32 protein-coding genes and 1 pseudogene are annotated in these 26,773 nt (G+C 42.7%); 9 read left to right on the top strand and 24 right to left on the bottom strand.

The window, feature by feature from the left end; genetic code table 11:
- Positions 1-211: 211 nt before the first annotated feature.
- The 8 genes and pseudogenes from HHA43_RS03080 to ubiG all read right to left on the bottom strand — a co-directional run bounded on the left by HHA43_RS03080 (position 212) and on the right by ubiG (position 5,735).
- Positions 212-535, bottom strand: coding sequence for a hypothetical protein (locus HHA43_RS03080; RefSeq protein WP_168417630.1), 324 nt, complete (start codon positions 533-535; stop codon positions 212-214).
- A gap of 400 nt (positions 536-935) precedes the next feature.
- Entirely contained in the window at positions 936-1,325 is a 390-nt protein-coding gene (locus HHA43_RS03075; RefSeq protein WP_168525258.1) for an RcnB family protein, read from the bottom strand.
- 243 nt (positions 1,326-1,568) lie between these two features.
- Positions 1,569-1,724, bottom strand: a complete 156-nt coding sequence (locus tag HHA43_RS03070; RefSeq protein ID WP_165492522.1) for a hypothetical protein — start codon at positions 1,722-1,724, stop codon at positions 1,569-1,571.
- 138 nt (positions 1,725-1,862) lie between these two features.
- On the bottom strand, positions 1,863-2,282 hold the full coding sequence (locus HHA43_RS03065; RefSeq protein WP_168460459.1) for a hypothetical protein: 420 nt from the start codon (positions 2,280-2,282) through the stop codon (positions 1,863-1,865).
- Positions 2,283-2,602: 320 nt separating this feature from the next.
- Positions 2,603-3,175, bottom strand: a pseudogene (msuE, locus tag HHA43_RS03060) (FMN reductase); the annotation flags it as partial.
- Positions 3,176-3,486: 311 nt separating this feature from the next.
- Entirely contained in the window at positions 3,487-4,233 is a 747-nt protein-coding gene (locus HHA43_RS03055) for a YciK family oxidoreductase (protein ID WP_168525262.1), read from the bottom strand.
- Positions 4,234-4,314: 81 nt separating this feature from the next.
- Positions 4,315-5,022, bottom strand: coding sequence for an HAD family hydrolase (locus HHA43_RS03050; protein ID WP_168525264.1), 708 nt, complete (start codon positions 5,020-5,022; stop codon positions 4,315-4,317).
- Positions 5,019-5,735 carry a bifunctional 2-polyprenyl-6-hydroxyphenol methylase/3-demethylubiquinol 3-O-methyltransferase UbiG gene (gene ubiG, locus HHA43_RS03045; RefSeq protein ID WP_168417636.1) on the bottom strand — a complete coding sequence of 239 codons (717 nt, stop codon included), beginning with the start codon at positions 5,733-5,735 and terminating at the stop codon, positions 5,019-5,021. Before ubiG ends, HHA43_RS03050 begins: the two co-directional genes overlap by 4 nt.
- Positions 5,736-5,916: 181 nt before the next feature.
- Between ubiG and HHA43_RS03040 the strand changes: the two genes are divergently transcribed.
- Positions 5,917-6,537 carry a thiol:disulfide interchange protein DsbA/DsbL gene (locus tag HHA43_RS03040; RefSeq protein WP_168460463.1) on the top strand — a complete coding sequence of 207 codons (621 nt, stop codon included), beginning with the start codon at positions 5,917-5,919 and terminating at the stop codon, positions 6,535-6,537.
- A gap of 96 nt (positions 6,538-6,633) precedes the next feature.
- Here HHA43_RS03040 and HHA43_RS03035 read toward each other — a convergent pair whose 3' ends face one another.
- Positions 6,634-7,284 carry a TetR family transcriptional regulator gene (locus tag HHA43_RS03035; protein WP_168525266.1) on the bottom strand — a complete coding sequence of 217 codons (651 nt, stop codon included), beginning with the start codon at positions 7,282-7,284 and terminating at the stop codon, positions 6,634-6,636.
- Between the two features lie 204 nt (positions 7,285-7,488).
- Between HHA43_RS03035 and rph the strand changes: the two genes are divergently transcribed.
- Entirely contained in the window at positions 7,489-8,205 is a 717-nt protein-coding gene (gene rph / locus HHA43_RS03030; protein ID WP_096902471.1) for a ribonuclease PH, read from the top strand.
- Positions 8,206-8,367: 162 nt separating this feature from the next.
- Complete coding sequence (locus tag HHA43_RS03025) at positions 8,368-8,553, top strand: hypothetical protein (protein ID WP_168541686.1); 186 nt, start codon at positions 8,368-8,370, stop codon at positions 8,551-8,553.
- 61 nt (positions 8,554-8,614) lie between these two features.
- Here HHA43_RS03025 and nadC read toward each other — a convergent pair whose 3' ends face one another.
- Complete coding sequence (gene nadC / locus HHA43_RS03020) at positions 8,615-9,460, bottom strand: carboxylating nicotinate-nucleotide diphosphorylase (RefSeq protein WP_168417639.1); 846 nt, start codon at positions 9,458-9,460, stop codon at positions 8,615-8,617.
- A gap of 177 nt (positions 9,461-9,637) precedes the next feature.
- On the opposite strand from nadC, the gene ampD reads away from it, so the two are divergent.
- Both ampD and murJ read left to right on the top strand, forming a co-directional pair.
- On the top strand, positions 9,638-10,219 hold the full coding sequence (gene ampD, locus HHA43_RS03015) for a 1,6-anhydro-N-acetylmuramyl-L-alanine amidase AmpD (protein WP_168417640.1): 582 nt from the start codon (positions 9,638-9,640) through the stop codon (positions 10,217-10,219).
- A gap of 61 nt (positions 10,220-10,280) precedes the next feature.
- Entirely contained in the window at positions 10,281-11,831 is a 1,551-nt protein-coding gene (gene murJ / locus HHA43_RS03010) for a murein biosynthesis integral membrane protein MurJ (protein WP_171525557.1), read from the top strand.
- A 107-nt stretch (positions 11,832-11,938) separates the two neighbouring features.
- Here the strand turns inward: murJ and HHA43_RS03005 are convergent, their stop codons facing one another.
- The 10 genes from HHA43_RS03005 to HHA43_RS02960 all read right to left on the bottom strand — a co-directional run bounded on the left by HHA43_RS03005 (position 11,939) and on the right by HHA43_RS02960 (position 19,251).
- Complete coding sequence (locus HHA43_RS03005; protein ID WP_168417642.1) at positions 11,939-12,628, bottom strand: FKBP-type peptidyl-prolyl cis-trans isomerase; 690 nt, start codon at positions 12,626-12,628, stop codon at positions 11,939-11,941.
- Positions 12,629-12,684: 56 nt separating this feature from the next.
- Entirely contained in the window at positions 12,685-13,389 is a 705-nt protein-coding gene (locus HHA43_RS03000; protein ID WP_168460465.1) for an FKBP-type peptidyl-prolyl cis-trans isomerase, read from the bottom strand.
- A 608-nt stretch (positions 13,390-13,997) separates the two neighbouring features.
- Positions 13,998-15,020 carry an NADPH-dependent aldehyde reductase Ahr gene (ahr, locus tag HHA43_RS02995; protein ID WP_168460466.1) on the bottom strand — a complete coding sequence of 341 codons (1,023 nt, stop codon included), beginning with the start codon at positions 15,018-15,020 and terminating at the stop codon, positions 13,998-14,000.
- 40 nt (positions 15,021-15,060) lie between these two features.
- On the bottom strand, positions 15,061-15,645 hold the full coding sequence (locus tag HHA43_RS02990) for a DNA-3-methyladenine glycosylase I (RefSeq protein ID WP_168460468.1): 585 nt from the start codon (positions 15,643-15,645) through the stop codon (positions 15,061-15,063).
- Between the two features lie 43 nt (positions 15,646-15,688).
- A complete protein-coding gene (locus HHA43_RS02985; RefSeq protein ID WP_168417646.1) occupies positions 15,689-15,934 on the bottom strand; it encodes a hypothetical protein in 246 nt (81 codons plus the stop codon).
- 18 nt (positions 15,935-15,952) lie between these two features.
- A complete protein-coding gene (locus HHA43_RS02980; protein ID WP_168417647.1) occupies positions 15,953-16,492 on the bottom strand; it encodes a M23 family metallopeptidase in 540 nt (179 codons plus the stop codon).
- Positions 16,493-16,552: 60 nt separating this feature from the next.
- Entirely contained in the window at positions 16,553-17,587 is a 1,035-nt protein-coding gene (mutY, locus tag HHA43_RS02975; RefSeq protein WP_168417648.1) for an A/G-specific adenine glycosylase, read from the bottom strand.
- A gap of 130 nt (positions 17,588-17,717) precedes the next feature.
- Positions 17,718-18,080 (bottom strand): HIT family protein, encoded by a 363-nt coding sequence (locus tag HHA43_RS02970; RefSeq protein WP_004974104.1) that lies wholly within the window; start codon positions 18,078-18,080, stop codon positions 17,718-17,720.
- 70 nt (positions 18,081-18,150) lie between these two features.
- A complete protein-coding gene (locus HHA43_RS02965) occupies positions 18,151-18,891 on the bottom strand; it encodes a dienelactone hydrolase family protein (protein ID WP_168541684.1) in 741 nt (246 codons plus the stop codon).
- A gap of 201 nt (positions 18,892-19,092) precedes the next feature.
- Positions 19,093-19,251, bottom strand: coding sequence for a DUF1328 domain-containing protein (locus tag HHA43_RS02960; RefSeq protein WP_004647174.1), 159 nt, complete (start codon positions 19,249-19,251; stop codon positions 19,093-19,095).
- A 191-nt stretch (positions 19,252-19,442) separates the two neighbouring features.
- On the opposite strand from HHA43_RS02960, the gene HHA43_RS02955 reads away from it, so the two are divergent.
- Both HHA43_RS02955 and HHA43_RS02950 read left to right on the top strand, forming a co-directional pair.
- Complete coding sequence (locus tag HHA43_RS02955; RefSeq protein ID WP_168417650.1) at positions 19,443-19,895, top strand: YcgN family cysteine cluster protein; 453 nt, start codon at positions 19,443-19,445, stop codon at positions 19,893-19,895.
- A 116-nt stretch (positions 19,896-20,011) separates the two neighbouring features.
- Positions 20,012-21,280: a replication-associated recombination protein A gene (locus HHA43_RS02950; protein ID WP_168417651.1), complete on the top strand. Its 1,269-nt coding sequence runs from the start codon at positions 20,012-20,014 to the stop codon at positions 21,278-21,280.
- A 110-nt stretch (positions 21,281-21,390) separates the two neighbouring features.
- On the opposite strand, the gene HHA43_RS02945 is transcribed toward HHA43_RS02950, so the two are convergent.
- The 4 genes from HHA43_RS02945 to dapA form a co-directional block, all read right to left on the bottom strand.
- A complete protein-coding gene (locus tag HHA43_RS02945) occupies positions 21,391-21,603 on the bottom strand; it encodes a cold-shock protein (protein ID WP_168417652.1) in 213 nt (70 codons plus the stop codon).
- Between the two features lie 348 nt (positions 21,604-21,951).
- A complete protein-coding gene (gene purC, locus HHA43_RS02940; protein ID WP_004974116.1) occupies positions 21,952-22,671 on the bottom strand; it encodes a phosphoribosylaminoimidazolesuccinocarboxamide synthase in 720 nt (239 codons plus the stop codon).
- Between the two features lie 36 nt (positions 22,672-22,707).
- Positions 22,708-23,304 (bottom strand): lipoprotein-34 precursor (NlpB), encoded by a 597-nt coding sequence (locus HHA43_RS02935; RefSeq protein ID WP_168417726.1) that lies wholly within the window; start codon positions 23,302-23,304, stop codon positions 22,708-22,710.
- A 14-nt stretch (positions 23,305-23,318) separates the two neighbouring features.
- Positions 23,319-24,218 (bottom strand): 4-hydroxy-tetrahydrodipicolinate synthase, encoded by a 900-nt coding sequence (gene dapA, locus HHA43_RS02930; RefSeq protein WP_168417653.1) that lies wholly within the window; start codon positions 24,216-24,218, stop codon positions 23,319-23,321.
- A gap of 697 nt (positions 24,219-24,915) precedes the next feature.
- On the opposite strand from dapA, the gene mhpT reads away from it, so the two are divergent.
- The gene (gene mhpT / locus HHA43_RS02925) at positions 24,916-26,142 is read left to right on the top strand and encodes a 3-(3-hydroxy-phenyl)propionate transporter MhpT (protein WP_004974130.1); all 1,227 of its coding nucleotides are present in this window, start codon (positions 24,916-24,918) and stop codon (positions 26,140-26,142) included.
- A gap of 199 nt (positions 26,143-26,341) precedes the next feature.
- Positions 26,342-26,743, top strand: coding sequence for a hypothetical protein (locus HHA43_RS02920; RefSeq protein WP_168417654.1), 402 nt, complete (start codon positions 26,342-26,344; stop codon positions 26,741-26,743).
- The last annotated feature ends 30 nt before the right edge of the window (positions 26,744-26,773 follow it).

Genomic DNA, 26,773 nt, shown 5'->3' with positions numbered 1-26,773 from the left:
TGACCGACTCAGGCTCTAGTTACACGCTTGGCAACAAGACATTAACAGAGTGCGAATTAGTCCTTGAGTATGTTTGACTACATTTTAAGGAACAGAATGGATGTACCGCTTTGCAAGATGAGAAACCAAGATGTGCTTGGTTATCTATTCTTTTGAAGGGATTACCGTGGAAAGTAAAGAATCCATAAAGCTCAGGTATATTATTTGGGCTTTATGGTTTTCTAAGATATTGAGTAATATGGGGTAAATTGAGATTTCGTATGGGCTGATTATTTGAGGGTGTAAATAATTCTGTATAAATCACATTCTCGCCAACAAGTACAACCGATAGACCACCAATTTTTCTTGGTGTCGCACTGGCTTTCACGAGACCATCCTGTTTAGTTTTAGATCCATTGATAGCAAGGGAATCTGTTGTTTTTGGGTGATGCTGAAAATATGGTTGTTCATCCTTTAAAGTTTGATCAATATTTTCTGGAGACATTTTTTTTAATTGTTCTGCTGGCAATTCATGCAGGCAAATTGTACTTATCATTTGTTAATTTCACATATTATTTTTATCTAAGTATTGAGCATAACAAAAAATTTTTGGGGCTGTAGTAGATAAGGTCAAATACCTCACAGATCCAACCCCATCTAAAAGAATGGTGGTGATACGCAACACAAGTGAATATTATTTATAATAATCAATATCTTAATAATAAATCATGATTATAAAATCAAGAAAAATCCAATTTTGAAACAAGTCAGTTTTTAGACAGTTTTGATAGGTCTTACTGATAAATGTAATCAAATCATAATCTTTGGATGCTTTTTAAAGCGTCCAAGTAAGTTAGGAATATCAGTTTACTTTTTCGTGGGAATGAGTGTCCATAAAAAAGCCCAAACTCTAGATTGGGCTTCTCGATAAAATTCAATTACACATTCAGGCGTGTTTATGAACCTGCAATACGCAAGATATGATGGTTTTCCAAATCGACTAAAATATAGTCCTGATTAATTTTATACCATTGTTGTTTGCGTTCAGGTCTAGGCAGGTCGTGATCTTGATAATCGACCTTATAGCCATTGCTACGATAGTGCTGCGGCATGACATAGCCCGTTTGCCACTTATGTTGCTGCAAGCGTTTTACACCACGTTCTTCACGCATACGACGCTTGTCTTGTACGCGCTCTTCCATATTGGCACGAAATTCACGTTTATTTTGTGCCTGATAACGCGGGTGTTCCGCATGATCCCGATCAAATTGAGGAGCAGCAGTCGCTAAATTACTGCCAAGTAAAGCACTGAAAGACATTGCCAGAACTGTCAAAATCTTTTTCATGTAAACCCCTCATTTCTCATCTCTATTTCACAGTTCATACTTTAGCCATTAAATGCAGAGAAACTGTGAAGAAAGCACATGAATTTTTTAAATAAAGCCTGATGCTACAGTATAGAGTCTATTCTATTATGTGACAAAAAAAGCATTTTGAATGTATGTGCGTGCAGAAAATAGAGAGGAAGGGGTTGGGGTATTTTATTTTAGATCGAGCATGACCATAGCAGCGAGCTGCTATGGGATACATCAGTTCCACTGATCTGCCAAACCTTGTAAAGACTGCACTGCGCTCGCTACACATTCGGCTTTTTCTTTGTCATCTAAGGCAACAATCAAATGTTGGCTCAGTTGTAAAGTTTCAATACTTTGAATCACGGCTGTTTTTCGTTTCATATCCGTCATCGCAATCTACCTCAATACTGTTGAAGATGGATTTAGAATAGAGGATTTATATTAATTTGAAAAACAGTTTAATTTTATTGTTTCAATCCAATAAAACGATTAATGTCTTGACCCTGAGTTTGGTAGCTTCACTGGCTTTTAGTAAGCGTAGTTTAAGTCGGTATAGTCGGTGAGTGATTTTTGAATATGTGCATTAATAAATTCACGCACATCTTCAGTTGTCATTGGTGCACCTTGTTTGGTAATCACGTGTTCAATTTCAGGTTGCCCTTCAATTTTAATACGATAGACAAAGTTTTTGACCACGTGATAGCGATCATCCAACTTTTCAATGCCAGTGACATAGTGGTAAGCATGTTCAAAATTGAGATCGGTATGTGAAAACACAAACTGATCAAACAATTTGATTTTTTGGCTGTTGTCGAGCGCTTGAATATCATCCACGATGCTGGCTTCAAACTTCATGCCGTATTTTTCAGAAATAGGCTGACCATCAATCAGTAAAGACACCATGCCATCTTCTAGCGGGGTTACGGTGATGTTATTTAATTCAGTCATGTTGTTCTCTGCAGCGTAAGAGTGGGATAGAAAGGCAGAAGCGTAGCGAGTGAATTCTGTTTATGCAAGATAGACACAGACAATTACTGCGGTGGCCTTTAAGTGCTTATTTTACACAAGATGAAGGTCTGAAAACTGACAGTATGCTACGTAACCTGCATAAAAAAGAAAGCTGATCTGAATTTGCTGCAGCACTGGCAACATGAAGGCTAAGTCATGCGTGGGATAGATATGTATTTCATATATCTATCCCGTGAGGGTGCGCTGTGATCAAGCTGTGCTATGTGTGGTGGTCATTAAGCCACTTGTGTTTGGGCTATAGCGTACTGTGATTTGGCTGCCTCCCATTGCAAAACTGGAACTGCACGGGTAATGGCCAAATTGATTCGCTCATTAAGCAATTCACTTTGTACGGTGTATTCAGGGCTAAAATCTCGGTCTGTGGCATAGACACCAATAGGCAAGGTTTGTGCTTGGAAAAAACTGAATAAAGGGCGCAATTGATGTTCTAAAACCAGTGCATGTCGCTCGCTGCCACCAGATGCAGCCAATAATATTGGCACATCAATCAGTGCATTTTGTTCAACAAAATCAAAAAAATGTTTAAATAAACCAGTAAATGACGCCCGATAGACAGGTGTTCCTACAATCAGTGCATCTGCATTTTCTACAGCAGCTAAATGGTCTTGCACTTGTTGAGGCAATTGATTGCGGTAAATTGCACCACCTAAAAGTGGCGCAATTTCACTAAATTTAATGAAATGTACCTGAATCGGGATGGCTTTGGCCAAACGCTCTACCAGGGTCTGTAACAGCGCTTCTGTTTTAGAAGGTGCATTGAGCCCCCCGGAAATGGCAACAATATTGAGCGGTTTTTGCTGAGAATATGACATGTGCTGAACAACCTAAAAATAAATTAATTTGGAATGTCGCTATTAATCATGATTGGGCTGTGCACTGTAAAATAAGCAAAAGCTGTAAAGTTATCTCATTTATAGATATGCACTATAGGCATAGATTGGGGCTAAAAACTGAAGCATAAGTTATTAAAATTTATATTTATATTTTATCTAAATAAGGTTTTTCGTTTATAGATGGCGTATATATAAAAAAGTGATGCGTATTCAAGTAATTTTAAAAAGCTAGAAGATGAAGATTTTTTGCACAAGCATGCTATTAAAAAGCGGGAAGCAGACGCACAGGATTAATCCTGTGCATCAATACTTTGACCATTCATGTGTAAGCTGTCATCGCCCATTAAATATAAATAGGCAGGCATGATTGCATCGGGTGTTGGTAAGGTTTTTGGATCTTCATCTGGATAGGCTTTGGCGCGCATGGCTGTACGGGTTGCGCCCGGATTAATGCAGTTGTAGCGAATATTCGGGTGAACTTGCTCTTTGGCAAATAATTGGCTGACCGCTTCAATCGCAATTTTAGAAACTGAATAAGCCCCCCAGCATTCACGTGCTTCACGGCCAACCCCTGAACTAGCAAAGACCACCGAGGCATGTTCTGATTTTGCCAAGAGCGGTAATAATTCCTGAGTCAAGACAAAAGGTGCACGTAAATTTACCGCCATGACATCATCCCAGACATCTGCAGGGTAATTTGCTAACTCGGTGCGTTCACCTAAAATGCCTGCGTTGTGCAAAATACCATCTAAACGTCCGAATTGTTTCTCTAGGGTATCGACCAGTAACTCATAGTCACGTGGCGAAGCGCTAGACAGTTGCAGGGGTAAAATAGCAGGTTGTGGTGCACCTAAACTTTCAATTTCATCATAAATGACTTCAAGTTTATTGAGGGTACGACCATGCAGTACCACGGTGGCCCCATGCAGGGCATAACTGAGGGCAGCGGCACGTCCAATACCATCTCCCGCACCGGTAATGAGGATAATGCGATCTTTTAACAGATCGGGGCGAGGTTGATATTCTGAATATTTCATGGTCATCCCTCCTATATTGATTTTTTATTGGGCATATTTTAAAGGTAATATTTGTGCTTTGGCAGGTGTAATAGAACCAACTCAGGCATTGGCATTCAGGCTGTTTGATGATGTTGCGGCTTGCAGCACCAATTTGTCTAAAACCGTATGTAATTCAGCGACTGAATCCACTATACAATCTGCTTGCCACACTGTTAAGTCATCTTTGTGTTGCAACGGTAAATAACCGTAAGCGGCCAGAATGGTGTACATATTGGCATTGCGGCCTGCATCAATATCACGTGGATGGTCACCCACATAAATACAATCTTCTGGGGCAATTTCAATCTGTTTGGCTGCCAAATACATAGGTTCTGGGTCTGGCTTGGTATGGCTGACATCCTCAGGGCAGACCAAAACCGCACAGCGGTCAGTTAAATTCAGTGCCTTGAGTAAAGCTTCACTGAGCCAGCGCGGTTTATTGGTAACAATACCCCACGGAATTTGACGCTGTTCCAAAGCTTCGAGCAGTGGATACATGCCCTCGAACAGATCAGTTTCTACCGCAATATCTGCGCCGTACAGGTCTAAAAAGCGTTGTCGATGCGCAAGAAATACAGGGTCATCTACCTCAAGTTCTGGATAGACCAGTTTTACCATTGCCCGTGCACCTTCAGACACCTGTGTACGAATGGCATCTGCTGCCACAATCTCACAGCCTTTGTCACGGCACATGTCTTGAATGATGCGAATAAAATCAGCAGCGGTATCAATTAAGGTGCCATCGAGGTCGAATAAAACGGCTTTCATTCTGTTGCCTCATTGACCGTGTAAACCATGTAGTTCACATCAACATTAGGTGCCAACCAATAGCGTTTAGTTAGTGGGTTGTAGTGTAAACCCGTCATATCTTTGAGTTTTAAACCCGCTTGGCGAATATCATGTGCCAATTCAGATGGTTTAATAAATTTATGATAATCGTGCGTACCTTTGGCCAGCATACGCAGCACGTATTCTGCACCAATAATGGCAAATAAGTATGATTTTGGATTGCGGTTAATGGTGGAGAAAAATACATGACCACCTGGTTTGACCAGTTTTTGGCAGGCTTGAATAATAGAGGCTGGGTCGGGTACGTGCTCTAACATTTCCATACAGGTCACGACATCGTACTGACCAGCTTGTTGTTCTGCCAGTTGTTCAACAGGAATTTGGCGATACTCAATATTATTTACGCCTTCTTGCTCAGCATGGATACGCGCCACATTTAAAGGTGCTTCGCCCATATCAATGCCAAGTACATTGGCACCACGACGTGCCATGCTTTCTGCCAAAATCCCGCCGCCGCAACCGACATCTAGCACTTTTTTGCCTGCTAAACCGCCTGCATGTTCATCAATCCAGTTCAGGCGCAGTGGGTTAATCATGTGCAGGGGACGGAACTCGGAATGCTGATCCCACCATATGGCTGCAAATGCTTCAAATTTGGCAATTTCTTGTGGATCAACATTCAGTTGCGACATGGGTGTCACCTCAATTTAATCGTGATGATGGTAAAAATATGTATAAACCCTAGTGTAGCGTTAATTCTAAAAAAAGCGATAAAAGCTGTAAAAAAGTTCACAGAAGGAAAACGAAATCGGCATATTTGATTTATAGTGTTGCCATAAACTAAACAGAATGATTTAGAGGACTATAAACGCAATGAAAAAATTCCTTTTAGGTAGTTTGGCAACAGCCATCTTTGCTATTTCTGGTAGTGCAATGGCGGCAAATTTTGTTGCAGGTAAAGATTACAGCGTTGTTGCTAACCCAGGGAAAGTGGATGTCCCAGGTAAAATTGAAGTACGTGAGTTCTTTTGGTACGGCTGTGGCCACTGCTTTACCCTAGAGCCATATATGCAGACTTGGTTACGCAAATTGCCTAAAGATGTGAATTTTGTGCGTACTCCAGCTGCCATGAACCCTGTATGGGAAATGAATGCGCGTGGCTATTATGTGTCTGAAGCATTGGGCGTACGTAAGAAAACTCACTTGCCATTGTTCCATGCTATTCATGACAAAGGTCAGCAAATTTTTGACCAACAGTCTCAAGCCAAATTCTTTGTAAAATATGGCGTGCCTGAAGCGAAATTTAACAGCATGTTTAACTCGTTTGCGATCACTTCTAAAATTTCACAAGCTAAGCAATTGGCGCGTCAGTATCAATTGACGGGTGTACCTGCCGTGGTTGTCAATGGTAAATACATCGTGCAGGGCGATAACGGCAAAGTGATTCAGGTGGTGAATTACTTGGTCGATCAAGAGCGTAAAGCCAAGAAATAAAACTACGATGCTGTGGTGAAATCACCTTGTGTCTAAAACCGCAATGATTGAAAGATCATTGCGGTTTTTTATGGCTAAAGTGTTTAGCAGATAACTTTAAATAGGCTGCGGACGCTGCCAGTGGCAAATACCACGAAATAGCAAATGGACTTGGGTAATGCTTTGTTGTATGAAGTGTTGCTGTTGTTGCTGCAATTTTTCTGCTTCAAATTGCTGTCCCAAACTGATCCAGTTCATTGCCCAGTTTAAAGACAAATTAATTAAAATATTGGCCAGGACGTGTAAGTCTTCGGCATGTTGAAAATGCTGCACACTTTCTACCCGTTGCAAATCATTGGCTAAATCTTCAATTAAAAAATCAATTTCACGGGCAATGGCTTGGCGTAAAACGGCAGAACCGCCCCAGCGTTCGGCAATTAAAAAAATCCATTGTTGTGGGCGTTGATCGACTGATTTAAAAAACAGGGTCAATGCCGTTTCTGTCTGTGCATCGGGTTGGTACAAATAGCCTTGCCCCAATTGATGCAAAATCCCTTTAATGTGTAGGGCAACTTGATCGACCAAATCGAGTGCTAAAGCATCCATATCTTGAAAATGCCGATAAAACGCGGTGGGCACGAACCCAATCTGTCGTGAAATTTCTCTTAAGCTGATGCTGCTAAAGGCACGTCCAGAAGCACTCAGTTGTAGTACAGCATCTATAATGGCCTGACGACTTTGTTGTTTTCGTTCTTCTCGAATCGACATTTTATTTCCTGATTCTGCCAGTGCTGCGCAGTCTAACAAAAACCTGAATTGCAGAGTAATACTAAAAGATGAATGAAGCGATGTTGTGGTTATTGTGGCAGAAGTGAGCGAAACTGCACAGGGAACAGCCTAGAAAAGCGACCTTCGCTGTGGCATCTGTTATACTTGCGGGCAATTGATTTGAGCCAAAAATAAGGACCCATTATGCGTATTGACCAACGAGCCTTAGACCAATTACGTGAGGTAAAAATTACCCGTAACTATACTCGCTATGCTGAAGGTTCAGTTTTGGTTGAGTTTGGTCATACCAAAGTTTTGTGTACGGCCAGTATTGATAACTCTGTACCCCGCTTTTTAAAAGGTCAGGGGCAGGGCTGGGTGACAGCAGAATATGGCATGTTGCCACGTTCAACGCATACCCGTAGTGACCGTGAAGCAGCACGTGGCAAACAAAGCGGGCGTACACAGGAAATTCAGCGTTTGATTGGTCGCAGTTTACGTGCCATGGTCGATTTAAAAAAACTGGGTGAAAATACCATTACCATTGACTGTGATGTGATTCAGGCAGATGGCGGTACCCGTACTGCAGCCATTACAGGCGCGGCAGTGGCATTAATTGATGCCATGAATGTATTGCTAGAAAAGAAAAAAATTAAGCATGACCCATTAAAAGGTTTGGTAGCTGCAATTTCTGTAGGCATGTACCAAGATGAGGTATTACTGGATTTATGCTATGAAGAAGATTCAAACTGCCAGACCGATTTAAACGTAGTCATGACCCAAGCAGGTGAATTTATTGAAATTCAGGGTACTGCAGAAGACAAGCCGTTTACTCGCGTGCAGTGCAATGCCATGTTGGAAATGGCAGAAAAAGGTATTCAGGAATTGGTGAAAAAACAGCAACAGGCTTTAGGCTGGTAAACCAAGTTTTCTAAGATTGTACCGCTGTTCAAAACGCATCTTCGGATGCGTTTTTTTATGGATGCGCTTGAATCATGTCAGGAGGGCTGAATCAAAATTATACAATACCGATGTGTGGATTCTTTTAAGATGATCAAAAATGTTTAAAACAGGAAGATGCCCATGAAATTACTGATTATTTTAATGTCTGCAATGATGTTGCTACTGACCGCATGTGATTCACGTTCGGAACGTGAAAATGAAGACAATCGTAGTGTACTCGGTCAAGCTTCTGACAACGACAACGACAACGACAACGACAACGACAACGACAACGACAACGACAACGACAACGAAGATGATGATTGAGTAGTAATTCAGGCATAAAAAAGGAGGCAAGCTTGCCTCCTGAATTTCAACTTATCTAAGTTTAAGCATTGAAACGCATCGATAAATCAATAGCTTTCACATCTTTGGTCAAGACACCCATCGAAATATAATCAACGCCTGTGCTGGCCACTTCACGTAAATTTTCAATGGTGATGTTGCCTGAAGCTTCCAGTTTGCAACGCCCCGCCACATGCTGAACAGCATCAATCATCTGTTGCTGGCTAAAGTTATCGAGCATCACAATATCGGCTTTGGCATCGAGGGCTTGATTGAGTTCATCCCAAGTTTCCACTTCAACTTCTACAGGCTTACCCGGAGCAATGGCATGTGCTTTGGCAATTGCCTGAGTAATGCCACCCGCTGCCATAATGTGGTTTTCTTTAATTAAAAAGGCATCAAACAAGCCTAAACGATGGTTTTGACCACCACCAACAGTCACGGCATATTTTTGTGCAATACGCAAACCCGGTAAGGTTTTACGGGTATCTAATAATTTGGTGTTTAAGCCTTCAAGCTGTTGCACATAAGCCGCAGTTTTGGTGGCAACCGCAGACAAGGTTTGCACAAAATTCAATGCAGGACGCTCTACGGTTAATAGGCTGCGAGCTGAACCTGCCAATTTTAAAAAGGCTTCGTTAGCAGCAACTCGATCTCCATCATTTTTTAACCAAGTCACTTGAACATTGGCATCGTAAGCTTGAATCAGTGCATTCACCCACGGCTGACCTGCCAGAATCATATCTTCGCGGCTGATAATGGTCGCAGTGGCCTGCTCATCTTCAGGGGTCAATAATGCGGTAATATCACCATCGCCAATATCTTCTTGCAGCGCTTGCTGAATATTGATTTGGATAGAGTGTTCAAGCAAAGATGGAGAGATGCTCATAAGATTTTCCGTGTCGGTTTTGCCCATGAAAATTGCGCGTTATATTAGCATTGTTCTGCGTCTGGATGTATTTTTTAGCCACGTTCGGGTGTAATTTAAGATGTTCATTGCCATGGCTTGGCATTAAACTGAAAATAGACTTCTATTTTTCTTTTCTAATTGCTTGAGGGTTGCCTTATGCAGCATGAGCCGTCGTTTCAGGTGGTTGAAGGACAATTACAGGGGGCAAGACAAGTCCCATCTCCAAATTTCAACGCCCGTCCGACAGACCAAGAGATTCAATTGCTGGTCATCCACAATATTAGTTTGCCGCCGTCACAATTTGGCGGGGGCTACATCGAGCAGTTTTTTCAGAATCAGCTGGATTGGTCGCAGCATCCTTATTTTCAGACTATTCAGGGCATGCAAGTGTCGGCACATTTGCTGATTTTAAGAACAGGCGAAGTGCTACAATTTGTCAATTTTGCAGATCGGGCTTGGCATGCAGGGCGTTCTAGTTATATGGCACAGCCTGAATGTAATGATTATTCGATAGGTATTGAGCTGGAAGGCAGTGATGATTTACCTTTTGAAGAGGTACAGTATGCACGTTTGGTACAAGTGGTGCAGGCCTTGCAACAGGCGTATCCACGTATTCAGCAGCATATTGCAGGGCATTCCGATATTGCCCCTGGTCGTAAAACTGACCCTGGGCCGTTTTTTGACTGGCAGCGTTTTCGTGAACAGTTATCTCAAGCTAAACATTACAGAAAAAATTGATCAATCAATAACAAAACTTTGTTGATGCTTTGATTACAATAGCGACTAAATTTTTAATTGGGTGGTAACGATGGCGCTTTGGCGATCGACCTTTATTGTCAGTGCAATGACCATGCTGTCACGGGTACTTGGATTAGTCCGTGACGTGGTGTTGCTGAATGTATTTGGTGCAGGTAAAGATTTCGATACCTTTGTGGTGGCGTTTCGTATTCCCAACTTTTTCAGGCGCTTGTTTGCCGAAGGGGCATTTTCGCAGGCCTTTATTCCGGTACTGACCGAATACAAAACCAGTCGTACCCATGCCGAAGTGCAAATTCTGATTAGTCGGGTTTTTGGCTGTCTAATGACAGTAATGACAGGGCTAACCTTTGTTGCCATGGTGGCTGCACCTGCAGTAATGTATATCTACGCACCAGGCTTCCATAGCGACCCAGCCAAGTTCGCTTTGGCGACAGATATGTTCCGCCTGACCATTCCTTATTTGTTGTTTATGTCGTTAACGGCATTTGCCAGCAGTATTTTAAACAGCTACGGCTCATTTACTACGCCTGCCTTTGCACCTGTATTGCTGAATCTGGCAATGATTGCAGGGGCATTATGGCTCACGCCGTACATGGCAGAGCCAATTATGGCACTGGGCTGGGCGGTGATTATTGCGGGTGCTTTACAACTTGCAATTCAAATTCCTGAATTGTGGCGTAAAAAACTGCTGATTCCACCCAAGGTTGATTTTAAACACGAAGGTGTGGATCGGATTATGAAGCTGATGCTGCCTGCTTTGTTTGGGGTGTCGGTTACGCAAATTAACCTGTTACTCAATACCATTTGGGCCTCTTTTATGCAGGATGGTTCGGTATCTTGGTTGTATAGTGCAGAACGTATGACAGAGTTGCCGCTAGGTTTAATTGGTGTGGCGATTGGTACAGTTATTTTACCGTCACTGTCTGCACGTCATGCAGAACAGAATATGGACAAATTCCGTGGCATGATGGACTGGGCGGCACGGGTAATTATTTTGGTGGGTGTACCTGCCAGTATTGCACTGTTTATGCTGTCTACCCCGATTATTCAGGCCTTGTTTGAGCGTGGTCAGTTTACCTTTCAAGACACACAAATGACGGCTTTGGCCTTGCAATGTATGAGTGCAGGGGTAATTTCATTCATGCTGATTAAGGTCTTTGCACCAGGCTTTTATGCGCAGCAAGACACCAAAACCCCAGTACGTGTTGGTTTAATGGCCGTAGCAGCCAATGCCATTTTAAACGTGGTGTTCATTGGCTTCTTTAAACTGATTGATTGGGAAGCTGAGCACATGGCATTGGCGTTGGCATCTTCAGGTTCGGCTTTGGTCAATGCTGGCATGCTGTATTTTTATTTGCATCAGCGCAAGATTTTCCGTTTTGGTGCTCACTGGAAAAAACTTATTCTGCAATTTTCCGTTGCCAATGCGGTGATGATTGCTGCGTTGTGGTACGCCTTAACTTGGTATAACGGTGATGTATCACAGTGGATGCGTGTCGCTGAAGTGACTGCACTATGTGTGGTAGGGGTACTGGCGTATGCGATTGGTTTATTGGCAACAGGTTTTAGACCACGTCATTTAAAACCATAAATACAGAAATCGCTGTTGAATGCATCCCAAACATCAAAGTAAAAAAATACCGCAATTTAAATTGCGGTATTTTTCTCTCAGCGCTTGATCAAAAGTGTGAGCGGTGATTATTTTAAAATCTCTAAGAGTTCCACATCAAAAATAAGTGTACTGTTTGGCTCAATGGCATCACCTGAGCCAATTTGACCGTAGGCCAATGCAGCAGGAATGAAGAAGCGGTATTTGGCACCGACTTTCATTAGTTGTAAACCTTCTGTCCAGCCCTGAATGACTTGACTCACCTGAAATTCAGCAGCCTGATCACGAGCAATGGAGCTGTCAAATACCGTACCATCAATTAGGCGACCTTCATAATGGACTTTGACAGTCGAGGTGGCTTTTGGTGATTTACCTGCACCCGCTTGTAAGACTTGATATTGCAAGCCAGACTTAGTGACTTTTACCCCTGCCTTTTTGGCATTATTACTTAAAAAGGCTTGCCCAATTTTTGCATTGGCATCGGCTACTTTTTTCAGTTCAATCAGTTGCTTGGCTTCGGCTTGTTTTCTAAATTGGGTTAAAACCCGCGCCATTTCTTCATCGCTCAGACTAGCAGGCTGGTCTTGGGTAGCCATTTTTAAGCCTGTCATAAAGGCTTCTAAATCAATGTCTTTTAGCGTTTCAGCATTGCTTCGCCCCATTAAATAGCCAAAGCTATAACCCACCTGATCTGCGACAGGGCTTTTATTGGTTACTGTTTTTGCAAAACCACTGCTACTGAGTAGCGCAATACACACAAGGGCGAGGTGTTTTTTCATTATTTCCGTCCTAAGACAATACAGGAGAGCCAAGCTCTCCTGAAAGGGCGATGTTGTTATTTCACTTCAATCAGTTCAACATCAAAAATTAAGGTGCTGTTGGCAGGAATCATACCCGGTACGCCTTGTTCACCGTAGCCCAATTGTGATGGGATATACAGCGTGGCTTTGCCGCCTTCTTTCATAAGTTGTAAGCCTTCAGTCCAACCTGGAATCACTTGGTTCAGTGGGAATTCAATTGGTTCGCCACGTTGTACTGAGCTATCAAATACTTTGCCATCGACCAGTTTACCGGTGTAGTGCACTTTCACCACAGAGCTTGCTGTTGGCTGTTTGCCTGTACCTTCTTTAACGACTTGGTACTGTAAGCCAGATGCTGTGGTTTGTACGCCTGCTTTTTTACCATTTTCAGTTAAGAATGAATCACTGGCAGTTTGGGCAGCTTGTGCTTGAGTCGCTTGTTTTTGTTGCAACTCTTGCTGGAACTGTTCATAGGCTTTTTGTAGTTCTTCTTCAGTATAAGCAGGTTGTTTACGCGCATGACCTTCACGCACACCTGTTACAAAGCTGTTGATGTCCAGCTCTGGTGGGGTTTGATGTGCCACTTCATAACCCAAAGCGTAGCTGATTTTTTCAACGGCTGAGGCATTTGCAGACGCCTTAGAAGTCGCAACCGCAGGGTTTTGAGAGGCATAATAAACAGGAACAAGTGCAGCACCGCCTAAAATTACAGCAACAGCGATGGGTAAGGCTTTACTCATAGGTTTTCTCAAATTCATTTTATAGTTAAAAAAGCAGCATTCATCTTAGCAGACTTTTTTACAGACTTTTCTATTTTGATACCTGCGTTGAAGCAGGTATCGATTCAACGTTTTAATATATGCTGCTTACGCAGTTTATTCTATAACAGACTGAATATCTAAAACATTTTTTATACATAAATCTTATCAATTCAGGATTCGCTGTGAGCAAATTAAGAAAACTCTGATTTAGTTTGAGCTGCAGGAAAATTTTTATTGTAATCGTAAAATGATTAAGACAGCGTTCTGTGGGCTTGTCGTCCAATAATTGGATTAACCTTCGGTTCGGCCCACTTTTACGAAATATACTCTCATTCGGTAAAATGAAAAGTTGAAAGCATCGCAAGAAAACCATCTTGCGATGCTGTGCTATTACCACTTATTTATTCGCCATATTAGAACTATTCATCCACAGTTGACTTGCGCTGCAAACAAAGCAGTGCTTGTTTTTGCTCAGGTTGTGGATGACACTTCCGAGTATCTTCATGTTATCTAGGTTTTTAGATAAGCGGTTTTACCTAAATAAAGATAGACATAAATATATTTGACTATCCTGATTTAACTTAAAATCAGTCAAAGTCGGCCTTTAACACCACCCGATAGCGAGCCTTGCCTTGATGCAAATGTTCAATGGCCTGATTGATCTGTGACATTGGAAAAACTTCGACTTGCGGGGCAATCTGTTTGCGTGCTGCAAATTGAAGTAATTGACGCAGAGCTTTGGGTGAACCTGTTGAAGACCCCGTCACTGATTTTGCACCACCAATCAAGCTGCCTGCCTTAATAGGCATGGGTTCCAGCGCTAAACCTAGCATGTGAATAGTGCCATGCGGTGCCAGCGTGCTTAAATAGGCATTCCAGTCCAAGCTCACATTTACCGTACTTAAAATCAGGTCAAATTTGCCACGTTGGGTTTTAAGCGCAGCGGCATCACGGCTGTTCACCACATGATCTGCCCCCATGGCCAACAATTCTGCAGTTTTGTCGGGGTTAGTACTAAAGGCCGTAATTTCACAGCCCCATGCTTTTAAGAGTTTGATTGCAATGTGGCCTAAGCCACCAATACCAATCACAGCAACATGATGCACTGCTTGAATTTGGTGTTTCAGAATCGGATCAAATACGGTAATACCGCCGCAGAGTAACGGTCCTGCACTGACAGGATCGACCGCATCGGGTAAGGGGATGACCCATTGCCAGCCTGCTCGGACTTTGTCGGCAAAACCGCCTGCATGCCCAACAATGGTGGCTGTAGTGCCATTGCTGCACAGTACTTGTTCACCCGCTATACAGGCATCGCAGTATTGGCAACTGTCTGCTGTCCAGCCAATACCTACGCGTTGTCCAACTTTTAAGCCCTTGGCTTCTGCACCCAATTGGGTAATGGTGCCAATAATTTCATGTCCTGCCACTACAGGATAGACCGAAGAATGCCAGTCATTTTGAATGACCGAGAGATCGGAATGACATAAGCCGCAATATTCAACTTTGACTTCCACCTGATGTGCCTGCAGTTCACCTGCATCAAACTCATAGGCTTGTAGTGGTTCACCCGCTTGCATTGCGGCATAGGCTCGAATGGTATTACTCATATTGCATTGTCCTTGTCATGGGCTGACTGTGTGATTACGGCTAAGGATTAGTATGCTGAACCTTTGTCAGGGTTTTAAAGTTGCAGTGATTTTCATGGTCATTGACCATACCAACGGCCTGCATAAAGGCATAACAGGTAGTTGGCCCTACAAATTTAAACCCTTTTTTCTTTAAGGCTTTAGACATGGCCACACTGGTTGTGGTTTGTGCAGGGGCAAGACGATAGTCTGGCACGTCATTAGAAATTGGCTGCTGTGCGACAAAATCCCAGAGCCATTTCACAACATCTATCTCATCATCTTTTAATTTTTGCCATGCAATTGCGTTGTCACGAATGGCAGTTAATTTACCTGCGTGCCGAATCAGGCCTGCATCTTGTAATTTAAGTGCGATCTCGTCATCACTGAGGGCTGCAATTTCAGCAATGCTGTATTGAAAAAAATGCTGGCGATAAGCTTCACGTTTTTTTAGAACGGTAATCCAAGACAAACCTGCTTGTTGGCCTTCTAGGCAAAGCATTTCAAACAGATGTGCTTCTGCAAAGACAGGCCGTCCCCATTCTAAATCGTGATAGGCCATATAGAGCGGATCATCAGAGCACCAGCCACAGCGTTGTAAGGTCATGTGCGTACTCCTGATCAATTAAGGCATAAAATAATCGGGCAGATTAGAGCTGAAATTGCGCCCATTGGTCGTTTTGGTTATCCCAATAATATAATTCGGCCTGTTCTAAGTCCTGAAAGGAAATCCAGTTATCTTTACCGACTTTATCTGAGTAGCCTGTGCTGATGAGCAAGGCATCTTCGGTAATTTCCATGACCCAACCTTGATGGCTTTGTCCTGCCAATACAATTTTTTGTTGATTGCCAGATTCAGCAAATTCCACCAGTCGATTAATCAGGGCTTCAGACATGAAATGTTCCTAACAAAATTAACGTAAATAAGGATAAGGATTGACCGCACCGCGTCCTTTACCATTTAAATAGAGCCCATAATGCAAATGTGCTGCGGTATGTCGGGCATTGCCTGTATTGCCCACATAGCCAATATGTGCCCCAGCTTTGACATAATCGCCAACTTTGAGTCCACGCTTATGTCCATCTAAGTGTGCATAATAATGCCAAGTGCCTGCGGGGCCGAGTATCCAAATCACTTTACCACCTAAGCGATTATCGCGTAAATCTGCAATTAAACCTTCGGTGGCGCTATACACTTTGCTGCCTTTAGGGGCAATGATGTCGATGCCTTCATGCAGGCGTCCATTGCTGCGTGAAGCACCCCAAGTGTCACTAAGTCGATTTGCTTTAATGCCTCGCACTGGAATGGGCAAGCGGGTTTTTAATTGCATTTGATTGAGTTTGCGTACCAAGTCGGGTGGTAAGGGTGTACTGGGTTTTTTCGGGGCAGAACTACAGGCGGCTATCAGCAGCATGAGCATCGATACGCTTAAAATGGCAATCCATCGAAACATAGAACATCCTTGTAATAGCAGTGAATGCAATGCGTTGAGTGTTCACAATGTTTGACTATGTCATAGATTGATTGCCGAGATCAATTTTTTCATGGCAGTGGGAATTCCTAAATCACTGGCTTGTTGCGGGCTTAACCATTGTGCATTTAGCTCAATCGCAAGGTGTTCTTGCAAATCGGCATCGACCTGAAAACAAATGGCTTCGAGCTGCCAGGTGAAATGGGTAAAACTGTGAGAAATTTGTGCACGTTGCTGCACGTGTTTAAGACCTAAACTTTGGCACAACTGCTCAAAAGCCAATCTATCTTCAATCACAGGTAGACACCATAGCCCGCCCCACAGTCCTGTATTGGGACGCTGTTGCCAGAGCCATTGTTCAGCACATTGCAACACCAACACCTGTGCAGATTTTACAGGTACGGCTTTTTTCGGTTTTTTAAACGGTAGCTCTTGTTCTAAACCTTGTTGATGGGCTTTGCAGTGTTGCTGCATAGGACAATAAAGGCACAATGGTTTTTTCGGGGTACAAATGGTGGCGCCTAAGTCCATAATAGCTTGGGTGTAGTCATGGTTACGTGTGACAGGGCAAAGCTGCTCTGCCAGTTGCCACATGGCACGTTCATGCACAGGTTTGGATAAATCATCTTCAATGGCAAAAAAGCGTGCCAATACGCGCTTTACATTGCCATCCATAATTACGCCGTATTGACGTAAACCCAGTGACATCATGGCACCGCCTGTAGAGCGACCAATGCCAGGCAAGGCCATCCATTGTTCCAAGGTGCTTGGGAAATGCCCTTGCTGTGCCACAATTGCGGCTGCTTTATGCAAGTTACGGGCGCGGGCGTAGTACCCTAAACCGGCCCAATAAGGGGCAACTTCATCCCATGTGGCACGGCCTAGGTCTTGTACGGTAGGGAAGCGCTGTATAAAACGCTCAAAATATTGCAATACGGTTTTGACCTGAGTTTGTTGCAGCATAATTTCAGACACCCACACCGCATAAGGATCATTGGCCACTTGCCACGGTAAGTCATGGCGTCCGTGTTGATCGAACCACGTGAGGAGAGCATCAGAAAATGAAAAAGCAGTCATGCGAACCCAGTTTGTAAAGTAGCGGCCTAGTATAGCCAAACTGGCGCAGGAATGAGGTGCATAAAAAAGAAGATGACGCAGCATCTTCTTTTATTTGGGCTTGACCCTGTTGAGAGAAAAAAGCAGTCGCTTAGATTTGACCGCTCATGCCCCAACGGTTATCCAGTTTTAAGGTCTGACCTTCATAACGCGGAATAATGTGGATGTGTAAATGCTCAGATTTGGCATCGAATACATCGCCATCATTAAAGCCAATATGAAAACCCGCAGGCTGATGACGTAATTGCAACTCATTGCGCGCCAGTTCCAATAAAGACAACAGGCTTTTACGCTCTTTGTCGGTGACTTCAAAAAAAGAACCCACATGACGTATTGGAATAATTACGCAATGTCCTTTAGACAGGGCATTCGGTTCAGGCAAAATCACCCCAAATTCATTTTTTGCCAAAACATCGTAATCATCATAATTGCAATAAGGGCATTGCTCAGTCATTGTTATATCCTCTTCTTTAAAATTTTCTTTGGCTTGCGTTGAGTATATGCTGCGTTATATGTACAGCAGATTAATTGGCCAAATGTCGATCTAGCACTTCATACATTGCCGCTAAACCTTGCTGCTCTGCAGAAGCGTTGTAGCCTAAATCTACACCGTTGGCTTTAGCACGCTCATCGGCTTGAGGGTTACTGAAGCCGTGTTTGGCATCTTCAAAAATAATCACTTCATGGTCAACTTGTGCCGCATGCATTTCTTCACGGAAACTTGCTACATCTTCTAAAGTCACCATGCTGTCTAGCTCACCATGCAATACCAAAATCTCGGCTTGAACCTGACCTTGTTGTGCAGGGGCTTTCGGGCTTAGGTTCGCGTGGAAGGTCACGACGGCTTGCACAGGAGCACCAGAACGCGCCAAATCAAGGACCACTTTGCCACCATAACAGAAGCCAATTGCAGCGAGTTTATCGCGATTTACTTCAGGTTGGGCAGCTAAAGCGTCTAAAGCTGCAGACGCACGAGTCACAATTGTGTCTGCATCTTCAAAAGTTTGCATCATCCATTCGTTGGCTTGAGTGGCGGTGGTGGTGACTTTTTTGTCGCCATACATGTCTATTGCCAGTGCAGCAAAACCATGTTCAGCCAGCTCTCGGGCACGTTGTTCGGTGTATTCATTGCGTCCCCACCATTCAGGTGCGACAATCACGCCCGCGACAGCTTCGCTGGTTTCTGGTGCTGCAAAATAACCAATCAGTTTGCTTCCATCTGCAGCAGTATATTCAATTTCGCGAGTTTTGATTGCTAAAGCCATGCCTTCTTTCCTTATCGTTTTCAATGCCATGATTAAAGCATAATAATATGGCACGCATTTTTAAAAACAGGGTAAAACCTGCTTATAAATGTGAGAAAATATTTTAAAAAATCGTGGAATGGGTATGGATTTACTTAAAAACAGGCATAAAAAAAGAAGGAATCATCCTTCTTTTTTATTTAAGTTTTGCAGAATGTCTGACTAGACTTTCCCGCGAGATAAGAAACCAACAATTGCCAGAATAACAGCAATGACTAATAAGATAATGGCAAAGTCTTTAGATAGACCTGCAACACCACCAAAACCAAGTAGACTCGCGATTAATGCAATTACTGCAAAGATAATAGCCCAACGAAACATAATTTTTCTCCATGTGTTTTTATAGCTTCTGAATTCAGTATAGGGATGTGCGCGCAGTGCACTGTTTTGTTTTTGTGTATTAAATGTTCAGTTATTAAAGTTAAGTGTTTGATTCGTTTAAAGACTAAAGCAAGCCTACAAGTCCCCAGAAGGCTGTTATAATGGGGCGGTTTATATATTTTTTGTGCGCTATGTCTGATCAATTACGACCTGAATTTTGGAAAAACTATCCGCTGAATGCCTTAACTACAGCGGAATGGGAAGCCTTGTGCGATGGTTGCGGTTTATGCTGTTTGGTCAAATTAGAAGATGAAGACACGCAGGAAGTGGCTTATACCAAAGTGTCGTGTAAGTTACTGGATTGCAACACAGCGCGTTGTTCAGATTATGCCAATCGCTTTGAATTCGTACCCGATTGCATTCAACTTACCCCAGAAAAACTGGAAAAAATTCACTGGTTGCCGCCAAGTTGTGCTTATCGACGTTTAAAAGAAGGTAAAAATTTGCCGTCTTGGCATTATTTAAATACAGGTTCGCGACAAAGTGTGATTAAAGCCAAAAAATCTGCGGCAGGGCGCTGTATTTCAGAATTGGATGTTGCAGAAGAAGATATTGAAGATTATGTGGTGCGCTGGGTGCGTTGATTTATTTTCAATGTAAGGTCACGCTTAGAGTTTCAGAATAAATCAGCACGATTAGAAATACTCCAAAGCCTGAGATCATAGTAGACTAGAGTGAAGTCAAGTATAGAAATAACAAGATGTCAGAAAGTCATATTCCGCTGCCTGAGCGCTTGCGCCCACGTGATTTAGCGCAAATTATCGGCCAAGATCATTTACTGGGTGAGCAAGCACCATTGCGCCAAATGATTGATCAGGGGCATTTGCCTTCAATTATATTTTGGGGACCACCAGGGGTCGGAAAAACCACCATTGCTTTATTGTTGGCACAGGCGGTAGATCGTCCTTTTATCAGCCTTTCTGCGCTGAATACTGGGGTCAAAGAGCTGCGTGAAATTATTGCCGAAGGCGGTGACTTACTTACACCTGTGGTCTTCATTGATGAAATTCATCGCTTTAATAAGTCACAGCAAGATGCCTTATTGAATGCAGTTGAAAAGGGCAAAATCACCTTAATTGGTGCGACGACTGAAAACCCTTCATTTGAAGTGAACAGTGCTTTGTTATCTCGCTGTCAGGTCTATACCTTAAAAGCGCTAGATGCCGATGCAATTCAGACCTTGCTAACACAAGCCATTCAGCAAGATCAGTTCTTAAAAGACCGTTATATTCAGATTGAAGAATTTGATGCTCTAATTCAGTTTGCCGCAGGCGATGCACGCAAGGCTTTAAACTTACTGGACTTGGTTGCAAGTACCTTTGAACCAGATGTAGAAAACATCATCACCAATGCCATTGTGGTGAAGGTCGCACAACAAAATATTGCCCGTTATGACAAGTCGGGCGAACAGCATTATGACTTGGTGTCTGCCTTTATTAAGTCAATTCGTGGCAGTGACCCCGATGCAGCATTGTATTGGATGGCACGCATGCTCAAAGGTGGTGAAGACCCGACTTTTATTGCGCGCCGTATGTTAATTGCAGCTTCAGAAGATATAGGCAATTCTAACCCGAATGCCTTGTTGTTGGCAGGCGAGTGCTTCCGTTCGGTACAAGTCATTGGTATGCCTGAAGCACGGATTATTTTAGGACAATGTGCGGTGTATCTGGCCACCAGTGCCAAAAGTAACAGCACTTATTTGGCAATTAACAAAGCGATGGATTTGGCCGAAAAAACAGCGAACTTGCCTGTGCCACTGCATTTACGCAATGCACCAACCAAGCTGATGAAAGAACAGGGTTACGGGGTAGATTATTTGTATCCACACAATTACCCAGAGCATTTTGTGCTGCAGGAATATATGCCACCTGAATTGAAAGGCACTAAACTGTATGAGTCAGCACGTAATAAGCGTGAGGTTGAAGGCGAGCGTTTACAGCAACGTCGCTGGCAGCAAAATCAGTCATAAGCTATTTAGTGCAGCTGATAAAAATAATTGGCATAAAAAAAGCTCAAGCATACACTTGAGCTTTTTTGCATTGGTTTACAGACATCAAAGAGGTGTCTGTAAGCAAAGACTTAAAGCGGTTTGATGTTTACAGCGTTCGGGCCTTTTTGACCTTGAGTTACGCTGAATTCAACTTGTTGACCTTCATGTAAAGTCTTGAAGCCTGAGTGTGCAATTTCGCTGAAGTGTGCAAACACGTCTGGACCTGATTCTGGTTGAATAAAGCCAAAACCTTTAGTTTCGTTGAACCACTTTACAGTGCCTTTCATCGTAGTATTCGACATAGGGAAATATCCTGCTGAATTTTAATATTTTGCAATCTAAAAAGATTTGGAATAACTGGGAAAAAGATGCGACTTAAAATCTGAACAAAACGAAGGATTACAAAATAAAACTACGGACTTAGACGATTAAAACGAACTTCATATTTTTCTAGTATGGGTACAAGCATACACGGAATTGCAGAATACACAATTTAAATTCAAATTAATTTAAAAAAGGCAATCAGGTCATGTCTTCTAAATTCATTTATGTTGAACAAATCCGCTTTGTAATTTGTGCTTTGTTGGCACAGTAAAAATGAAAAAGCCGAGCAAAATAGCTCGGCCTTTAGAATTCAAGACAACTGTAGATTAGATGTTGTCTAAGTCGATGCCTAAACGTGCAGCAACTTCTTCATAAGCTTCAACCACACCGCCTAAACCTTGACGGAAACGGTCTTTGTCGAGCTTTTTCTTGGTGTCTTTGTCCCATAAACGGCAACCGTCTGGAGAGAATTCATCGCCCAATACGATACGGTCGTGGAATACACCAAACTCAAGTTTGAAATCGACCAGAATCATGTTACCTGCATCAAACAATGCTTTTAATACATCGTTGACTTGGTAAGTCAGTTCTTTCATTTTTGCCAATTGTTCTGCATTGGCCCAACCTAAAGCAATCGCTTGAGATTCATTGACCATCGGATCGCCAAGCGCATCGTCTTTAAAGAACAATTCAAATGTTGGTGGGGTTAATTCTTTGCCTTCTTCTACACCTAAACGACGGCAAAGTGAACCTGCAGCGTAGTTACGAATTACACATTCTACAGGAATCATGTCTAATTTTTTCACCAATACTTCGTTTGGTGTAAGTAGCTTTTCAAAGTGAGTTTCGATACCCGCTTCAGCCAATTTTTCCATGATAAAGGCGTTAAAACGGTTGTTCACCTTACCTTTACGATCTAGTTGTTCGATTTTTTCGCCATTGAACGCAGAGGCATCATCACGAAAGACTAAAATCAGGTGGTCTGCACTGTCTGTGGTATAAACAGATTTCGCTTTACCAGTATAGAGCAAGGTTTGTTTTAACATGAGGGAACCTTTTTCAAAAAAAAATGCCTAGTACGGCTAGGCTGGCCAATTTTGGTAAATCTGGGCCAACAGATCTGCAGCTTTTTCTTGGTCTGCAAAGCTGTTATCGGCATTGAACACGGCTAAGTTGTTGCTCGAACCGACAGAGGTCAATCTTAAGACATAAATCTGTTGATCGACCTTAATGGTTGCCTCGTAACGGTTCTTACTTTGACCAACAATGCTGTAATTCAGACTGCTGAGGGTGGCAAGAGTGTATTGCCAAATTGTAGCAGAATTTCCATCAATTTTGAGTAACGGATTTTGGTTTCCATCAACTACAGGCTGAGGACGGCCAATTTGGGTACCGTCTTCAACAGTCGGACTCGCTTGCACAGCTTCAGGACGTGGCATTGCAAAACGGTTGCCACGTGAATTTTCAAGCTTTGGCGCATTGGCCGTTGCAAGCGGGTCAACGCTTGGTGCAGGATACAATGGCGTTGCAGGTCGAACCACAGAACCTTCAGGATATTGAAGTGGTGCTAAAGTGGTGGTGTCTTTATAGTCCAATGAACCATTGTTAATGGCCAGAGAACTACAACCAGCCAAACTCAATACTGAAAGTGCGGCGATAAAACCAAAACGTAATTGCATCATACTAAGCTCTTTTATTGAATGACACCCGCAGCCTGAAGGGCTTCGCGTAGCGGTGCACGATATTGTTCTGCAAGCGGAGTTAATGGCAGGCGAATACCTGTACCAATTAATCCCATTTCATGAAGTGCCCATTTCACAGGAATTGGGTTCGATTCACAAAATAGAATATTGTGTAAATTTGCAATCGTACTGTTCTGTTGCTCTGCACCTGCCGCATCACCAGCAATCGCGGCCGCGCAAACTTGGCTCATGGCTTTCGGTGCAACATTGGCAGTTACAGAAATATTGCCTTGTGCACCGTGTAGCATCAGTTGATATGCTGTCGCATCATCGCCTGAGTAAACCACCATGTTTTTGCCGTTCAAGCCAGCTAATAACTGCTGACCACGTGGCACATCGCCTGTTGCGTCTTTTACGCCCACAATATTAGGGATGTCTGCCAAGCGAATGACAGTTTCGTTAGACATGTCTACGCCCGTACGACCTGGTACGTTATATAGAATGATCGGTAAATCTACCGCTTCTGCAATGGCTTTATAGTGTTGATATAAACCTTCTTGGGTTGGCTTATTATAATAAGGCGTTACCAATAGGGCCGCATCTGCGCCCAGTTGTTGTGCTTCTTTGGTCAGTTCGATGGCTTCATGCGTTGAGTTTGCACCAGTACCAGCAATGACAGGAATACGCTTATTTGCGACGCGAATAATTTCTGCGATCACTTTGGTGTGCTCTTCCATACTTAAGGTCGATGCTTCACCAGTTGTGCCCACAGCAACAATACTGTTGGTGCCTTGTTCTATGTGCCACTCAACGAGCTTCTCGAGACCTTTCCAATCTACGCTGCCATCTTCTAACATTGGGGTGACAATTGCGACAATTGAGCCTTGAATGGTCTGTGCTTGCTGAGTCATTTTTTAAAAAGATCCTATTTTTCCATCCACAATGGTGTAGAAAAGAAGACGTGGATGGTTGCAGTATTTTGATTTGGGTCAAAATTTAATCAATTTGATTAAATAATGCTTAGCCAAATTATGACTGATTCAGTGTGTCAGAACAATATGCTTTCGTCAAAGCAAACAGAAACTTTGTGAAGTTCGGTAAAAAATGAATTGAACAGGTATTTGTTTTCACAATAAAAAGCAAAAACGACCACAGCAAAGCTGAAATTATTTTCTGCAGGTCTTTAGATCATGCTACTTGAGTCATTTTTAATGCCGCAGGCTGAAATTTGTCACTGAAACCATGATTATTATAGAAAAAAACACTCAATTCAGAGTTTATAGCTCTTATATCTGAGTATTTTAATCGGAATATATGGGGTTTTTGCCTTTCAGATTAATAGCTTTTAAGTCTACTCTGCTTTATGCAGGCTTCTTAAATAGTGAGAATTTTCTAGCGAAATAGTGGTATTTATTTAAAAAAATGAGGGTAACGCAGCTGAATTATTGTTTTTTTCGCTATATTTTTTGCCGCAAAATTTATTTGTACTGTCTTCTGATCTTCAAAAAATCACTTTGGTCTAACACTTATTGATAGCTATTGCTGCTGTTTAAAACTGCGCAAGATGCAGGCTTTCACATGGCTATCTAATTCTAGTAGAGGGACCCAATGGATAGATCAACACAACATACAGATCAACGGCATGCGGTGATTACCGTTGCGATCTGTTTTTTAATTGCAGTCATTGAAGGCCTAGATATTCAGGCAGCGGGTATTGCGGCTGCAGGTATTCGTGAACATTTTGGACTAGACAGCTCACAACTTGGGGTGTTTTTTAGTGCGGGTATTTTAGGTTTATTGCCTGGGGCATTGGTTGGTGGACGTTTTGCAGACCGTATTGGTCGTAAAAAAGTACTGATTTGGTCAACTGCGGTATTTGCCTTATTTACTTTGTGTACCGTTTGGGTCAATAGCTTTGAAAGTTTATTGGCGGTACGTTTCTTGGCGGGGGCGGGCTTAGGTGCTGCTATGCCAATTTTGATTACTTTGGCTTCTGAAGCAGTTTCACCACAAAACCGTGGTCGTGCTGTAGGTTTAATGTATTGTGGTATGCCTGTGGGTGCAGCCATTTTATCTTTAGTGGCCAGTACAGATTTTGGTTCAAACTGGAAAAATATTTTCTATTTGGGCGGTTTGCTTCCGTTTATTGTGATTCCGTTGATGATGTGGTTATTGCCAGAATCACGTGAGTTTTTAAAAGCACAAGCAGCAGGCAATCATTTGGCAGCACAAAACGCTGCGCCTAAAGCGTCTTTTAAAGATTTATTTAACTCACAAAACTTAATGCGTACCTTATTTATTTGGGTGAGCTACTTCTTTACCTTAATGGTGGTTTACATCATGTTGAGCTGGTTGCCATCCTTATTTATGGAGTTAGGTTTCTCACGTAAAGAAGGCAGTACAGCACAGTTCTACTTTATGGTGAGTGCAACTGTAGGTACCGTAATTTTAGGTATGCTGACCGACCGCTGGAAAAAAGCCTACGTTATTTTATTGATGTACGGTGGCATTTTGGCAGGCTTATTTGCACTGAATGCAGCAGGTTCACTGACCCAAATGTATATGGCATCGGCCTTGGTGGGTGCATTCGTGATTGGCTGTCAGGGCGTGTTGTATGCTTTTGGTAGTATTGTTTACCCAACTGAAGTACGTGGTACAGGGGTGGGTGTTGCATCTGCTGTTGGCCGTGTGGGGGCAATGCTTGGCCCTGCAATTGCGGGTCAGTTATTGGCAGCAGGCTTTGGTGCGGCAGGGGTCGTATCAGCAGCCATTCCTTGTATTATTATTTCAGCAGTCTTCATGTTGTTATTGGTACGCCGTATTCAAACTGTTTAAAAGGATGAGAACAGCTTGAAGTCAAAATAGCCCGCAATGCGGGCTATTTTTTGTTTTGATTGAAAATTTGAGTGAGCAAACCGCTTGATTTAGTGTGACAAGTACTGTCGCACAGCTGCCTGTTTTATCGAGGGATATCCACCACAAAGGGTATAATAGAACGTAAAAAAACAGTTAAAAAAATAAGAGTGTGATGGACATGAAACAGAAAAAATTGATTGCTGAGTTTCAGGTCAGCCAACAGCAGTTTTCACTGTATTTGGTTGAATACGAATTTATTTTAGAACTTAAACGCAAGTTTCAGGCAACACGCACATCCCCGAAACAAAACGCATGGCTGGCGTTTGCAGATCAAGCCACTTATGAAGATGTCAATGCTGGGATTGATGCCTTTCAGGTCATGTCTTTAGCCCGACAACATTTGGTGAATTATTTGACTCGGCATCCACTGCCTTATTTTTATTTCCATGCTGCCACAGCACGTAAAGCCAAAGTCTATCCGCGTTTTGTACGGCAGTTATTGTCACAACTGCCCGCCTATCAACATTGTGTGGAACAGGGTTCTTTTTATTTTTATCAAAGTGATACAACTCAGGTTTAAATTTCAGCTATGCTGATGGCAGTGTTTAGC

The organism is Acinetobacter sp. A2 (assembly GCF_012371325.1).
Classification (GTDB): Bacteria; Pseudomonadota; Gammaproteobacteria; order Pseudomonadales; family Moraxellaceae; genus Acinetobacter.
This window is presented reverse-complemented; position numbering and strand designations above follow the sequence as displayed.